This window comes from Streptomyces sp. NPDC090798 (assembly GCF_044768965.1).
Classification (GTDB): domain Bacteria; phylum Actinomycetota; class Actinomycetes; order Streptomycetales; family Streptomycetaceae; genus Streptomyces.
The window spans coordinates 1-12,028 of record NZ_JBIVXA010000024.1; the positions used below are offsets into that span (position 1 = coordinate 1).

Here is a 12,028-nt window from a genome sequence, read left to right on the forward strand (position 1 = left end):
AACTCGCCCCGGAGCCGGTCCACTTCCCCCAACCTCACTCCGGGAAGCTGCCCACGATCAGCCGAGATCACTCAACGTAACGAAGCACTACTAGGTCCTGTCCGGTGGATCATGCCGCGGACGTGGGCTGCTCCATCGGTCCGAGTGGCTCCAGGAACTCCAGTCGGTTGCCGACGGGGTCCTCGGAGTAGAAGCGGCGGTGGCCGGGGAGGTTGTCGTCCCAGGTGACCTCGGCCTGGTGGGCCCGCAGGCGGGCGGCGAACGTCTCGATGCCGGTGACGCGCAGCCCGGGGTGGGCCTTCTTCGCGGGCCGGAAGTCCTTCTCGATCCCCAGGTGGAGCTGCACGGGGCCCGCCCGGAACCAGCAACCGCCGCGGCCGGCCAGCACGGGCGGCTTGCGGATCTCGGTCATGCCGAGAACCTCGGCGTAGTACACGCGCAGGCAGTCCTCCGAGCCCGGCGGGGCCGCGAGCTGGACGTGGTCGATGGCGGCGAGCATCCGCTCACGCTTCCTTGTGTGCCACGGCGAACAGGCGGCGGAAGGGCAGCACCGTGCCGTACGGGGCGGTCGGATAGGCGTCGCGCAGCAGGTCGCGGTACTCGCTGACGAAGGCGTCGCGGGCCTCCGGGTCGTCGGCGAGGGCCGTCAGCACCGGGCGCAGCCCCGTGCCCTTCACCCAGTCCAGTACCGGATCCGCACCGGTCAGGATCTGCTCGTACGTCGTCTGCCAGACGTCCACCGCGCAGCCGAGGCGGGCCAGCCGGTCCAGGTAGACCAGCGGTTCGTGGACGGAGTCCTCGTGCCGCAGGACGTCTTCGAGGCGGTCCTTCCAGCGGGCGGAGGCGGCGAGCTCGCGCATCAGGGCGTGCAGGGGCGCGTCGATGTTGTCGGGGACCTGGAAGGCGAAGGTGCCGCCGGGCGCCAGCGCGGCCACCCAGTCGCGGAACCGCTCCACGTGTCCCGGCACCCACTGCAGCGCGGCGTTCGACACGATCAGGTCGTACGTCTCCGTGGGCGCCCAGGTCCCCGCGTCCGCGTGGGCGAAGTCGAGGTGTCCGCCGCCGGCCGTGGGGCCGGCGTACTGCCGCGTCCCGGCGAGCATCTCGGGTGAGTTGTCGTACCCGGTGATGCGCGCGGTGGGCCAGCGGTCGGCGAGGAGGACGGTCACGTTGCCCGGGCCGCAGCCGAGGTCGGCGACGCGGGGCGGGGTGCCGGGGAGGTCGGGGACCCGGGCGAGGAGGTCGATGAACGGGCGGGCGCGGTGGCCGGCGTGGCGCAGGTACTGGGTGGCGTCCCAGGTGGGAGTGGTCATGTCTCCTACTTTCCCCCCGCACTTATCTCGATGTCAAGAGACTTGATATCAAGAAACTCCGTGCCGAGAGGATCGATATCAAGAGACTTCATGTCGACACAACCACTACACTGATCGTCATGGAGGACGAGGTCGATCGGCTGGTCGCAGCATGGCGCCGGGAGCGCCCTGACCTCGACGTGGAACCGCTCGAGGTACTCAGCCGGGTGAGCAGGCTCGCCCGGCACCTGGACCGCGCCCGACGGCTGGCGTTCTCCGAGCACAGCCTGGAGCCCTGGGAGTTCGACGTGCTGACCGCACTGCGGCGCGCGGGCTCCCCGTACCAGCTCTCCCCCGGCCAGTTGCTCACGCAGACGCTCGTCACCTCCGGCACGATGACCAACCGCATCGACCGGCTGACGAAGAAGGGTCTGGTGGAGCGCCTCCCGGACCCGAGCGACCGCCGGGGCGTACTCGTGCGCCTCACGGACGAGGGACGCGACCGCGCCGACCAGGCGCTCGCCGGACTCCTCGATCAGGAGCGCGCGATCCTGGCCGAACTCAGCAAGGCGCAGCGTGGTGAACTCGCGTCCCTGCTACGCCAGCTGACCGCCCCGTTCGACAACATCCCCGGCTAGGTCGACGGGCCCGACCCCGGCCCGGCGGGCGAGGGCGACCGCGGCGAGCGTCGAGTGGACGCCCAACTTCCCCAGCACGTTCTGCATATGGGTCCGGACGGTGTGCGGGGAGAGGAACAGCCTCTCCGCGACGGCCTTCCTCCCCAGCCCCGCGACCATGCACCGCAGCACTTCCCGCTCCCGGGGCGTGAGCGATTCGACCAGCCGCTCACTCTCGGTGCGGTGCTTGCGCGCGGCGGTCAACTCCCGCAGTACGCCCGTGAGCAGGGCGGGCGGAAGATGCGTCTCGTCACGCAGCACACCCCGTATGACGGTCAGAAGCCGCGACAGGGAACAGTCCTTGGCGACCCACCCCGAGGCGCCTGCCTGCAGTGCGAGGGCGGCGCGGCGCGGATCGTCCTTCTCGGCGAGCACGACGATGCGCACGCTCGGCTGCCCCGAACGGACGCCCGCGACGAGCGAGATGCCGTCGACGAGCCCGTCCTCGTTGCCCTCCTGGACCGGTACGGCAGGACGGGCGCCGGGCAGATTGCCGCCCAGGTCGGCGTCGACGAGCAGCACGTCGAATCTGCGGCCCTCCGCGGACGCCCGCTCCAGGCAGCGCAGCGCGGCCGGGCCGCTGCCGGCGGCGGACACGTCGACATCGGGCTCGGCGGCCAGGGCGGCGGCGAGCGACTCGGCGAAGATGCGGTGGTCGTCGACGACCAGGACACGGATGCGAACCACTGATACCCCCACTGGTCGGGGGACGGACCGGCGCAGGTACGACACCCGAAGTGATCCCGAGCCCGCTCGAACTCGGAAAACGGGGTGCCGCAGCCGCACGGCCGCCGCCGTGCTGGAACTGCTACCCCCACTTCGGGCGTCGTACCCGACTGTCTCGCCCCCTGATCAGCACCGGCCCCCACCGGCGCTGTTCACAGGGTACGACCGGGGACGGGCAGCGGAAGGCAATTTGCAGAACTGATTGGCCAGCGCGTTTATGGTGAGCCGTATGTTTCGTATGGAGACAGGAGACGACAAAGACCGGCGTGATCTGCTCCGCCGGCGACTGCGCGACACGAACACGCAGGCGTCCCCGATCCTCCGCGCGCTGCGCGGCACCCCTGCCGAACGGGAACTTCCGCTCCACGTCTGGGCCTTGGACGTCGACGGGGCGCTCGCGGGCGGGCTCGTCGGGCACACCTGGACGACGTGGCTGCACGTGACGTACCTCTGGGTGGACGCCCCCCACCGCGGCGCGGGCCTCGGCGGCCGGCTCCTCGCCGAGGCCGAGCGCCTCGCCCACGAGGAGCGCGGCTGCCGCAACTCCCGCCTGGAGACCTGGGACTTCCAGGCTCCCGAGTTCTACAAGAAACACGGCTACGAGGTGGTCTGCGTGATCCCCGACTATCCACCGGGAATCACGGAATACACCCTGACCAGGCGCTTGCCCTGAACCAGGACTACCTCGCCTTCAAGCACCGGTCACCCCGAGGCCTTTAGGGGGCGCGGGGCTGTCACATCATGCGGCTCGCCGCGTGGGCGCGCCCAGCCCCCACCCACCCGCAGCCGAAGAACGCACCCGAGCGTCAGCTCAAGCGCCGGGCGCCCGCCGAAGGCACCGCCGGGAACACCCGAGGAGCCGTATGACCGGCGGAGCCGAACGCCTCGGTCACCGCCTTCGTCACCGTGTCCACATCCGCCGACTCCACCAGCACGATCGCCGAGCCACCGAAGCCGCCCCCCGTCATCCGCGCACCCAGCGCCCCCGCGGCGTTGGCCGTGGCGACCACGAGGTCCAGCTCCTCGCAGGAGATCCGCAGGTCGTCCCGGAGCGAGGCGTGCCCTTCCGTGAGGACCGGCCCGATGGCCCGGACATCCCCGGCGTCCAGCAGCGCGATGACCCGCTCCACCCGGTGATCGTCGGAGACGACGTGGCGGACGTAGCGGCGTACGCGCTCGTCCGACAGGCGCGCGAGCGCCGCGTCGAGCTCCTCGTACGCGACATCCCGCAGATGCGACACCCCGAGCTGCCGCGCGCCCTCCTCGCACCCTTCGCGCCGCTCGGCGTACGCACCGTCGCCCAGCGCGTGCTTCACCCGCGTGTCGACGACCAGCAACTCCAGCCCCTGGGCGGCCAGATCGAAGGGGACCTGCCGGATGGACAGATCACGGCAGTCGAGGTGCAGGGCGTGCCCCTCGGTGCAGCACGCGGACGCCGTCTGGTCCATGATCCCGCAGGGCACGCCGACGAAGTCGTTCTCGGCGCGCTGGGCGAGCCGGGCCAGTTCGGGCCCGGTGAGGCCGAGTTCGTACAGGTCGTTGAGGGCGAGCGCCGTCGCGACCTCCAGAGCGGCGGAGGAGGACAGGCCCGCCCCCGTCGGCACGGTCGAGGCGAGGTGCACATCCGCGCCCGTCACCGCGTGCCCCGCCTCGCGCAGCGCCCACACCACGCCCGCCGGGTACGCGGCCCAGCTGGTGTTGGTCAGCGGCGCCAGCTCGTCGACGTGCAGTTCGACGACCGGGCCCTCGATGTCGGCGGAGTGCAGCCGCAGCACCCCGTCCGTGCGACGCGACACCGCCGCCACCGCCGTGTGCGGGAGGGCGAGCGGCATCACGAACCCCTCGTTGAAGTCCGTGTACTCGCCGATCAGGTTGACCCGCCCGGGCGCCGCCCAGACGCCTTCCGGTTCGGTCCCGTACAGCTCCTCGAACCCCTCGCGTACGCCCACCGAATTACCTACCGCTCCCTGTTCTGAGCGAACGCCCACGCGTCCGCGACGATCCCCGCGAGATCCGCGCGGGACGGGTTCCAGCCGAGCCGCTCGCGCGCGGTCGCCGCCGAGGCGACGAGCACGGCCGGGTCCCCGGCCCGGCGCGGAGCCATCACCTCGGGGACCGGGTGCCCCGTGACCTGGCGGACGGTCTCGATGACCTCGCGGACGGAGAAGCCGTTGCCGTTGCCGAGATTGCAGATGAGGTGCTCACCGGCGGTGGCCGCCTCGACGGCCAGCAGGTGCGCCTCCGCCAGGTCCGCCACGTGGATGTAGTCGCGGACGCAGGTGCCGTCCGGCGTCGGATAGTCGTCGCCGAAGACGGAGATCGCCTCCCGCCGCCCCTGCGCGACCTGGAGCACGAGCGGGATGAGGTGCGACTCGGGGTCGTGGCGCTCGCCCTGCGCCCCGTACGCGCCGGCCACGTTGAAGTAGCGCAGCGACACCGCGCCCAGTCCGTGGGCCGCCGCCTCGCCGGTGATCATGTGGTCGACGGCGAGCTTGGAGGCGCCGTAGGGGTTGGTGGGCCTCGTCGGCGCGGACTCGACGATCGGGGTCTGCTCCGGCTCGCCGTACGTGGCGGCCGTGGAGGAGAAGACCAGCTTGCGCACGCCCGCCTCGCGCATCGCCGCCAGCAGCGCCATGGTGCCGCCGACGTTGTTGTCCCAGTACTTCTCGGGCTTCACGACGGACTCGCCGACCTGCGAGAACGCGGCGAAGTGCAGCACGGCGTCGTACGAGGAGTCCAGCCACTTACCGGCGTCGCGGATGTCGCCCTCGATGAAGGAAGCCCCCGCCGGGACGCCCTCGCAAAAGCCCGTCGACAGGTTGTCGAGGACCGTCACCTCGTGACCGGCCTCGATCAGATGCTGCGCGACCACGCTGCCGACATAGCCCGCGCCACCCGTGACCAGGTACTTCCCACTCATGAACTCGCTACCTCTCGCAGTCGCTGGGCCGCGGCTTCCGGCGGCACGTCGTTGATGAACACGCTCATGCCGGACTCGGAACCCGCGAGGAACTTCAGCTTGCCGGAAGTGCGGCGAATGGTGAAAAGCTCGAGGTGAAGCGCGAAGTCGTCCCTGCTCACACCCTCGAACTCCTCCAACGCGCCGAACGGCGCCTGATGCCAGGCGGCGATGTACGGCGTCGGAGGCTCCCCCTTCCCTGCTTTCCCACCACCCGGCCCGTCGAAGATCCGGTCGAAGCGCCTCAAGAGTTCCAGATAGACCTGGGGGAACTCTGTGCGCGCCGCCTCCTCGAGCCCCAGCAGGTCGGGCACCCGCCGCTTGGGGTAGAGGTGGACCTCGTAGGGCCAGTGCGCGGCGTACGGCACGAAGGCCACCCACTGCTCGGTCTCCAGGACGATCCGGTCGCCCTCGGCGAGCTCGCGTGCGACGACCTCGTCGAAGAGGTTCTCGCCGCCGGTGGCCTCCTTGTGCGCGGCCAGCGAGCGCAGCATGAGGGCCGTACGCGGGGTGGTGAACGGGTAGCCGTAGATCTGCCCGTGCGGGTGGCCGAGGGTGACGCCGATCTCCTCGCCGCGGTTCTCGAAACAGAAGACCTGTTCGACGGAGGAGAGGTGGGACAGCTCCGCCGTGCGGTCCGTCCACGCCTCCAGGACGAGCCCCGCCTGCTCCTCGGAGAGGTCGGCGAAGGACAGGTCGTGGTCGGAGGTGAAGCAGACGACCTCACAGCGTCCGGAGTCGCCGGCGAGCGAGGGGAAACGATTCTCGAAGACGACGACGTCGTACGAGGAGTCCGGGATCTCGCTCAGCCGGTCGCCCTGCGAGGGACACAGGGGGCACTCGTTCGCCGGGGGGTGATAGGTGCGCCCCTGGCGGTGCGAGGCGATCGCGACCGAGTCGCCGAGCAGCGGGTCGCGGCGCACCTGGGAGCTGGTGACGGTGGGCTCCAGCGGGCGGCGGTCCACCGCGTCGCGCACCGCGCTGTCGCCCGAGTCGTAGTAGATCAGCTCACGACCGTCAGCAAGCCGGGTCGAGGTCTTCTTCACCACTGGACTCCTCATCCACACCACACCCAACCATCAAACATAACCGAACACAACAAACCACAAAGCAACAGGGACGTCAATGCCTGCGGGGGTTTGGGGAGTGTGTGTGAAGCTTGAGCGGCGTCGTGGGACTCATGGGGCATAGATACGGGCATGCATGCCCCCACATACCTCGCCGCAGGGCTCCGGCTCCCCACGAACGGGCTCGACTACACGATCCTCGGCATCTACTTCGTCGTCGTGCTCGGCATCGGTTTCGCCGCCAAGGCCTCGGTCAAAACGAGCCTCGACTTCTTCCTCTCCGGGCGTTCGCTGCCCGCCTGGATCACCGGCCTCGCGTTCATCTCCGCCAACCTCGGCGCGACCGAGATCCTGGGGATGGCCGCGAACAGCGCGCAGTACGGCGTCTACACCGTGCACTGGTACTGGATCGGCGCGATCCCCGCCATGGTGTTCCTGGGCCTGGTGATGATGCCGTTCTACTACGGCTCGAAGGTCCGCTCGGTCCCGGAGTTCCTGCTCCTGCGCTTCGACAAGGCGGCGCACCTGCTGAGTTCGATCCTGTTCGCCTTCGCGGCGATCCTGATCGCGGGCGTCAACCTGTACTCACTCGCGATCGTGGTCGAGGCGCTGCTCGGCTGGCCGCAGTGGGTGGCGATCGTGATCGCGGGGTTCTTCGTCCTGGCGTACATCACGCTCGGCGGCCTGTCCTCGGCGATCTACAACGAGGTGCTGCAGTTCTTCGTGATCCTCGCGGCCCTGATCCCGATCGCCGCGCTCGGTCTGAAGCGGGTCGGCGGCTGGGACGGTCTGACCCACTCGCTCGACAAGACCCACGGCGGTGACTTCACCACCGCCTGGGGCGGTACGGGCATCGGCCATGTGAACCCGCTGGGCGCGAACTGGCTGACCATCGTCCTCGGCCTCGGCTTCGTCCTCTCCTTCGGCTACTGGACGACGAACTTCGCGGAGGTGCAGCGCGCGCTCTCGGCGAAGAACCTGTCGGCGGCTCAGCGCACCCCCCTCATCGCGGCGTTCCCCAAGATCTTCATCGTCTTCCTGGTGATGATCCCGGGCCTGGTGGCGGCCGTCCTGGTCCCCAGGATCGGCACGAGCGGCTCGAACCTCCAGTACAACGACGCGGTCCCGTACCTGATGCAGGAACTGCTGCCGAACGGCGTGCTGGGCATCGCGGTGACGGGGCTCCTGGCGGCCTTCATGGCGGGCATGGCGGCCAACGTCTCATCGTTCAACACGGTGTTCACGTCGGACATCTGGCGGCGGTACGTCGTGACCGACCGGGAGGACTCCTACTACGTCCGCTTCGGCCGCCTGATCACGGTGATCGGCGTCCTGGCGTCGATCGGCACGGCGTTCCTGGCGTCGTCCTTCTCCAACATCATGGCCTACCTGCAGACCCTCTTCTCCTTCTTCAACGTGCCGATGTTCGTGGCCTTCATCGTCGGCATGTTCTGGAAGCGCGCGTCGGCGAAGTCGGGTTTCTGGGGCCTGTTGGCAGGCACGACGGCGGCGATGGTCAACTACTTCGTCATCTACAAGCAGGGGATCATCGCCATCCCCTCCGACCAGGGCGCCAACTTCGTCTCGGCGATCGCGGGCTTCGTGGCCGGCGCGGTGGTGATGGTCGCGGTCTCCCTCTTCACGGCCCCCAAACCGGCGGAGGACCTCCAAGGCCTGGTCTACGGCACCGTCTCCCCCGGCATGGCCGAGCCGCCGGCCGTGGGCGACGACGCGTGGTACCGCAGGCCCGCGCTGCTGGGCTGGGGCGCGCTGATCCTGGCGGCGGCCTGCTACATCCCGTTCTCGTTCTGATCTTCTTCTGATCTCGTCCCGACGAGGGAGGCTTAGGAAACCATGTCCGACCATTATTCGGACCGCGATGTCCAGCGCGAGGTCACGGAGCTGGAGCACCAGTCCACGACCGCGACCCGCCTCTTCGACATCCGCACCATCATCGGAGGCCTGTTCGTCGTCTACGGCGTCATCGTCACCCTCGCGGGCCTGACCGCCTCCGACGCCGAACTCGCCAAGGCCCAAGGCGTCAACATCAACCTCTGGACCGGCCTCGGCATGCTCGCCCTGGGCATCTTCTTCCTGGTCTGGCTGTGGCTGCGCCCACTGCCACCGCCGGTGCCGATGCCCGAGGAGGAGCCTCCGTCGGAGTAGTCGGTGTACGCGCGGCTGGTGGGAGCGGTATGGAACGCAAGGCGCTCATCAGGGGCCCCGGGCCGTCCGGTCGCCCGGGGTTCGATCCGCGCGGAGAATGAGTAGTCGGCGAGGTGGCAATCATGCCGACATGGCGACTGCGGGACTTCCGCGACGACGACCTGGACCGTGCCATCCAGATCTGGGACCAGGACCGGCAGACGGACGACTCCCCTCCGGTGTTCCCCGTCTCCGAGGTCATGGCCGTGGCCCGGGCCGGCGGCCCCGCGGTGGTCGCGGTGGTCGGCGACGACCTGGTGGGCATGGCGGTGGCACAGTCCCAGGGTGAGCGGGCCTGGATCACGCTGGTGGCGCTCGCGGGGAACTGGCGCAGCCGGGGCATCGGCAGCGCCCTGATCGCCGAGCTGGAGCGGCGCCTGCGCACGCAGGGGATCCGCCGGATCGGTGCGCTGCTCGCCCCCGGGGCCACCGGAACCGCGGCGCTGGAGAACTCCGGCTACCGGACCCGGGGCGGACTGGTCTTCTACGAGAAGGTCGAGCACCTCGGCGCGAGCGACGCGGGTCTGCTCGCGGAGCTGGGCGGGCGGGTGCAGCCGGGCGGGCTGTGGGCGGCCCTCGCGGGGATGGAGCGGGAGAAGGAGACCATCGAGCGGCGGATCGTGCTGCCGCTGGCCGAACCCGCGCTGGCCGACCGGTACGGGGTGGCGCCGCCGAAGGCGGTCATCCTCTTCGGGCCGCCGGGCACCGGCAAGACCAGCTTCGCGAGGGCCGTCGCCTCCCGGCTGGAGTGGCCGTTCGTGGAGCTCTTCCCGTCCCGGCTCGCGGCGGGCTCCGCCGGGGGCCTGGCCGCCTCGCTGCGGGACACCTTCCACGAGCTGGCGGGGCTGGAGACCGTGCTCCTGTTCATCGACGAGGTCGAGGAGATCGCCGGCGTCCGCTCAGGTGTGGCGGTCGACCCCGGCCACGGCGTCACCAACGAACTGCTCAAGCTGATCCCCGGCTTCCGCGACCACGACGACCGGCTGCTGATCTGCGCCACCAACTCCGTCCGCTCCCTCGATCCGGCGTTCCTGCGCCCCGGCCGGTTCGACTACGTCATCCCGGTCGGTCCCCCCGACGCGGCCGCCCGGGAAGCGATCTGGCGGCGCTACCTGGGCCGGGCCGCCGACGGGGTCGGGCTGCACCGGCTGGTGGAGGCCAGCGAGATGTTCACCCCCGCCGACATCGAGTTCGCCGCCCGCAAGGGCGCCCAGGCCGCCTTCGAACGCGAGATCACCGACCGCCAGGGCACCCCGGCCGACACCGAGGACTACCTCGCCGCCATCGTCGACACCCGTCCCTCACTCACCGAACAGGCGCTCGCTGAGTTCAAGGAGGACATCGAGCACCACGTACGCATGTGACGCCGTTTTCCGGGATGTGGCTGTTGTCGAGTTCCACGCCCACAGATCGACACAGGCCCGCACGAGGGCAAGGCCGCGGCGAACGATCGCCCTGGGTGGTCGCTCTTTCACAGTAGCGAGCACCCACGCTCGAATCATCCCTTCCACGCACCTCTGACCTGCACCTTTGTCCCCTGTGAGGGCCTTGGCGGCTGCCGCGCCCCGGGGTGAACAGGACATGCGGAGTTGCCACCGGCCACGCCGCGGGGCCTCCTGGGCTCGGGGATATCTCCCCAACTTCTTCACACACACGAAGAAAGGCGCGGAATGTTCCATTTCAAGCGCTTCGGGTCTGTTGTCGCCTCGGCCGCGGCCCTGGCATCCCTGTCTATGGCTATAGCACCGGCGGCCATCGCCGCCACGGACCCGCAGCCCATCACGCCCGTCGTCCAGGAGTCCAAGGGCCCCAAGCCCCCGACGCCCCCGACACTCCCGACACCCCCGGCGGTCTGTGCCACTCTGAGCGGTCAGCTCTCCACGGAGCTGCAGACCGCCGCGACGGCGCTGGCCGCCACGCCGACGCCCGACGTCGCCGCGGCCCAGACGGCGGTCGCCGCGGCCCAGGTCACGGTCGCACAGCTCCGTGCCGCCGGGTGCCTCCCGGCAGCGCCTCCGACGCCGCCGACCTGTGCGGCCCTCGCCCTGCAACTGCAGGCGCAACTGCACGTCCTCACCGCCGCGCTGGCGGCCCTCCCGCCCGTCCCGGCCAACATCACCGCGGCGCTGAACGCGGTGCTCGCCACCGCTGCGCAGCTCTCCACCACTTGCGCGTGACCGGCCGTTCACCGCGCACCGGGTCGGCGACTCACGAACACGCCTGACATCGCGGTCCGAGCGTGTGGTGTTGTGGCGTTGGGTTCGACGGTTCTTCACCGTCGAACCCAACGCTTCTTGGGTACCAGCCCCGAGAACTTCGGCCAACTCGCCACGACCCCAGCGGGGTTACTACGTAGGCCGAGGGTCTTCAGCACTCCCGAGCCCCGCCGTCACCGGCCCCGCCCGGTCCAGCAGGCCCGTACGCGCGGCCAGGGCGGCCGCCTCGAGGCGCGAGCCCACCCCCAGCTTCATCAGCACCCGCTGGACATGGGTCCTGGCGGTCGACGGAGCTATCCCCATGCCGGCCGCGATGAGCCTCGTGTCCTCGCCGTCCGCGACCCTCACCAGGACCTCCACCTCGCGTGGGGTGAGCATCTGCAGGAGCCGCTGGCCCTCGTCGTCCGGTTGGGCCGCGGGGTTCAGCAACTCGCTGAAGGCGCCCTGGAGCAGGGCGGGGGCGACCGCCGCCTCGCCCGCCCTGGCCTTCATGATGGCGCGCTCGACTCCCTCTATCCGCTCGTCATGGCGTACGTAGCCCGACGCGCCCGCGGCGAACGCGGCGGCGATGCCGCGCGGGTTCGGGACCGGTCCCAGGACCAGGACCGCCACCTGCGGACGCTCCCGTTTGATCCTGATCACCGGGTCGAAGATTCCCGGCTCGGCGGGTGTCGCCGTGCCGATCAGGCACACCTCCGGTGCCCTGGTGATCACCAGCTCCGCCGCTCCCGCGGCGGGCGCCGCCGCGGCGAGCACCCGGTGCCCCCGCAGTTTCAACGCCGAGGCCAACGCCTCGGCGAGCAGTCGGTGGTCGTCGACCACCATGAGCCGCACTCCCATCGAGCAACCCCCCAGTCCCCCCTAGCATCCCCACTGGTTCCCCGTG

At 70.2% G+C, this 12,028-nt stretch carries 13 protein-coding genes; 6 read left to right on the plus strand and 7 right to left on the minus strand.

Annotated elements, in window-relative coordinates; translation table 11 throughout:
* Positions 1–109: 109 nt before the first annotated feature.
* Both ACIQTP_RS37250 and ACIQTP_RS37255 read right to left on the minus strand, forming a co-directional pair.
* Positions 110–499 (minus strand): glyoxalase, encoded by a 390-nt coding sequence (locus ACIQTP_RS37250; RefSeq protein ID WP_403408324.1) that lies wholly within the window; start codon positions 497–499, stop codon positions 110–112.
* A gap of 4 nt (positions 500–503) precedes the next feature.
* Complete coding sequence (locus tag ACIQTP_RS37255; RefSeq protein ID WP_403408326.1) at positions 504–1,313, minus strand: trans-aconitate 2-methyltransferase; 810 nt, start codon at positions 1,311–1,313, stop codon at positions 504–506.
* A 119-nt stretch (positions 1,314–1,432) separates the two neighbouring features.
* On the opposite strand from ACIQTP_RS37255, the gene tamR reads away from it, so the two are divergent.
* Complete coding sequence (gene tamR / locus ACIQTP_RS37260; protein WP_054233026.1) at positions 1,433–1,930, plus strand: MarR family transcriptional regulator TamR; 498 nt, start codon at positions 1,433–1,435, stop codon at positions 1,928–1,930.
* Here tamR and ACIQTP_RS37265 read toward each other — a convergent pair.
* Positions 1,889–2,656 carry a response regulator transcription factor gene (locus ACIQTP_RS37265; protein WP_054233027.1) on the minus strand — a complete coding sequence of 256 codons (768 nt, stop codon included), beginning with the start codon at positions 2,654–2,656 and terminating at the stop codon, positions 1,889–1,891. The genes tamR and ACIQTP_RS37265 overlap by 42 nt on opposite strands.
* A gap of 256 nt (positions 2,657–2,912) precedes the next feature.
* Here ACIQTP_RS37265 and ACIQTP_RS37270 point away from each other — a divergent pair, with 256 nt between their 5' ends.
* Complete coding sequence (locus tag ACIQTP_RS37270; RefSeq protein WP_403408329.1) at positions 2,913–3,368, plus strand: GNAT family N-acetyltransferase; 456 nt, start codon at positions 2,913–2,915, stop codon at positions 3,366–3,368.
* 133 nt (positions 3,369–3,501) lie between these two features.
* On the opposite strand, the gene galK is transcribed toward ACIQTP_RS37270, so the two are convergent.
* Genes galK through galT form a run of 3 tightly spaced genes read right to left on the minus strand, consistent with a single transcriptional unit; the run spans position 3,502 to position 6,700 of the window.
* On the minus strand, positions 3,502–4,644 hold the full coding sequence (gene galK, locus ACIQTP_RS37275; protein WP_403408331.1) for a galactokinase: 1,143 nt from the start codon (positions 4,642–4,644) through the stop codon (positions 3,502–3,504).
* 8 nt (positions 4,645–4,652) lie between these two features.
* Positions 4,653–5,615 carry a UDP-glucose 4-epimerase GalE gene (gene galE / locus ACIQTP_RS37280; RefSeq protein WP_403408333.1) on the minus strand — a complete coding sequence of 321 codons (963 nt, stop codon included), beginning with the start codon at positions 5,613–5,615 and terminating at the stop codon, positions 4,653–4,655.
* Positions 5,612–6,700: a galactose-1-phosphate uridylyltransferase gene (gene galT / locus ACIQTP_RS37285; protein ID WP_403408335.1), complete on the minus strand. Its 1,089-nt coding sequence runs from the start codon at positions 6,698–6,700 to the stop codon at positions 5,612–5,614. The genes galE and galT overlap by 4 nt, the downstream gene beginning before the upstream one ends.
* Before the next feature lie 153 nt (positions 6,701–6,853).
* Here galT and ACIQTP_RS37290 point away from each other — a divergent pair, with 153 nt between their 5' ends.
* From ACIQTP_RS37290 to ACIQTP_RS37305, 4 genes are all read left to right on the plus strand, one after another.
* Positions 6,854–8,533: a sodium:solute symporter family protein gene (locus ACIQTP_RS37290; RefSeq protein WP_403408337.1), complete on the plus strand. Its 1,680-nt coding sequence runs from the start codon at positions 6,854–6,856 to the stop codon at positions 8,531–8,533.
* 42 nt (positions 8,534–8,575) lie between these two features.
* Positions 8,576–8,887: a hypothetical protein gene (locus ACIQTP_RS37295; RefSeq protein WP_402041961.1), complete on the plus strand. Its 312-nt coding sequence runs from the start codon at positions 8,576–8,578 to the stop codon at positions 8,885–8,887.
* Positions 8,888–9,009: 122 nt separating this feature from the next.
* On the plus strand, positions 9,010–10,290 hold the full coding sequence (locus tag ACIQTP_RS37300; RefSeq protein WP_403408339.1) for an ATP-binding protein: 1,281 nt from the start codon (positions 9,010–9,012) through the stop codon (positions 10,288–10,290).
* Between the two features lie 369 nt (positions 10,291–10,659).
* On the plus strand, positions 10,660–11,103 hold the full coding sequence (locus ACIQTP_RS37305; protein ID WP_403408341.1) for a hypothetical protein: 444 nt from the start codon (positions 10,660–10,662) through the stop codon (positions 11,101–11,103).
* Between the two features lie 171 nt (positions 11,104–11,274).
* On the opposite strand, the gene ACIQTP_RS37310 is transcribed toward ACIQTP_RS37305, so the two are convergent.
* Positions 11,275–11,982: a LuxR C-terminal-related transcriptional regulator gene (locus tag ACIQTP_RS37310; RefSeq protein ID WP_402041953.1), complete on the minus strand. Its 708-nt coding sequence runs from the start codon at positions 11,980–11,982 to the stop codon at positions 11,275–11,277.
* Positions 11,983–12,028 lie beyond the last annotated feature (46 nt).

What these genes read in the sequence shown, in the direction of transcription:
- ACIQTP_RS37250 (WP_403408324.1), bottom strand. Translation starts at nt 499, where the DNA reads ATGCTCGCCGCCATCGACCACGTCCAGCTCGCGGCCCCGCCGGGCTCG.
- ACIQTP_RS37255 (WP_403408326.1), bottom strand. Translation starts at nt 1,313, where the DNA reads ATGACCACTCCCACCTGGGACGCCACCCAGTACCTGCGCCACGCCGGC.
- tamR (WP_054233026.1), top strand. Translation starts at nt 1,433, where the DNA reads ATGGAGGACGAGGTCGATCGGCTGGTCGCAGCATGGCGCCGGGAGCGC.
- ACIQTP_RS37270 (WP_403408329.1), top strand. Translation starts at nt 2,913, where the DNA reads ATGGTGAGCCGTATGTTTCGTATGGAGACAGGAGACGACAAAGACCGG.
- galE (WP_403408333.1), bottom strand. Translation starts at nt 5,615, where the DNA reads ATGAGTGGGAAGTACCTGGTCACGGGTGGCGCGGGCTATGTCGGCAGC.
- ACIQTP_RS37290 (WP_403408337.1), top strand. Translation starts at nt 6,854, where the DNA reads ATGCATGCCCCCACATACCTCGCCGCAGGGCTCCGGCTCCCCACGAAC.
- ACIQTP_RS37295 (WP_402041961.1), top strand. Translation starts at nt 8,576, where the DNA reads ATGTCCGACCATTATTCGGACCGCGATGTCCAGCGCGAGGTCACGGAG.
- ACIQTP_RS37300 (WP_403408339.1), top strand. Translation starts at nt 9,010, where the DNA reads ATGCCGACATGGCGACTGCGGGACTTCCGCGACGACGACCTGGACCGT.
- ACIQTP_RS37305 (WP_403408341.1), top strand. Translation starts at nt 10,660, where the DNA reads ATGGCTATAGCACCGGCGGCCATCGCCGCCACGGACCCGCAGCCCATC.
- ACIQTP_RS37310 (WP_402041953.1), bottom strand. Translation starts at nt 11,982, where the DNA reads ATGGGAGTGCGGCTCATGGTGGTCGACGACCACCGACTGCTCGCCGAG.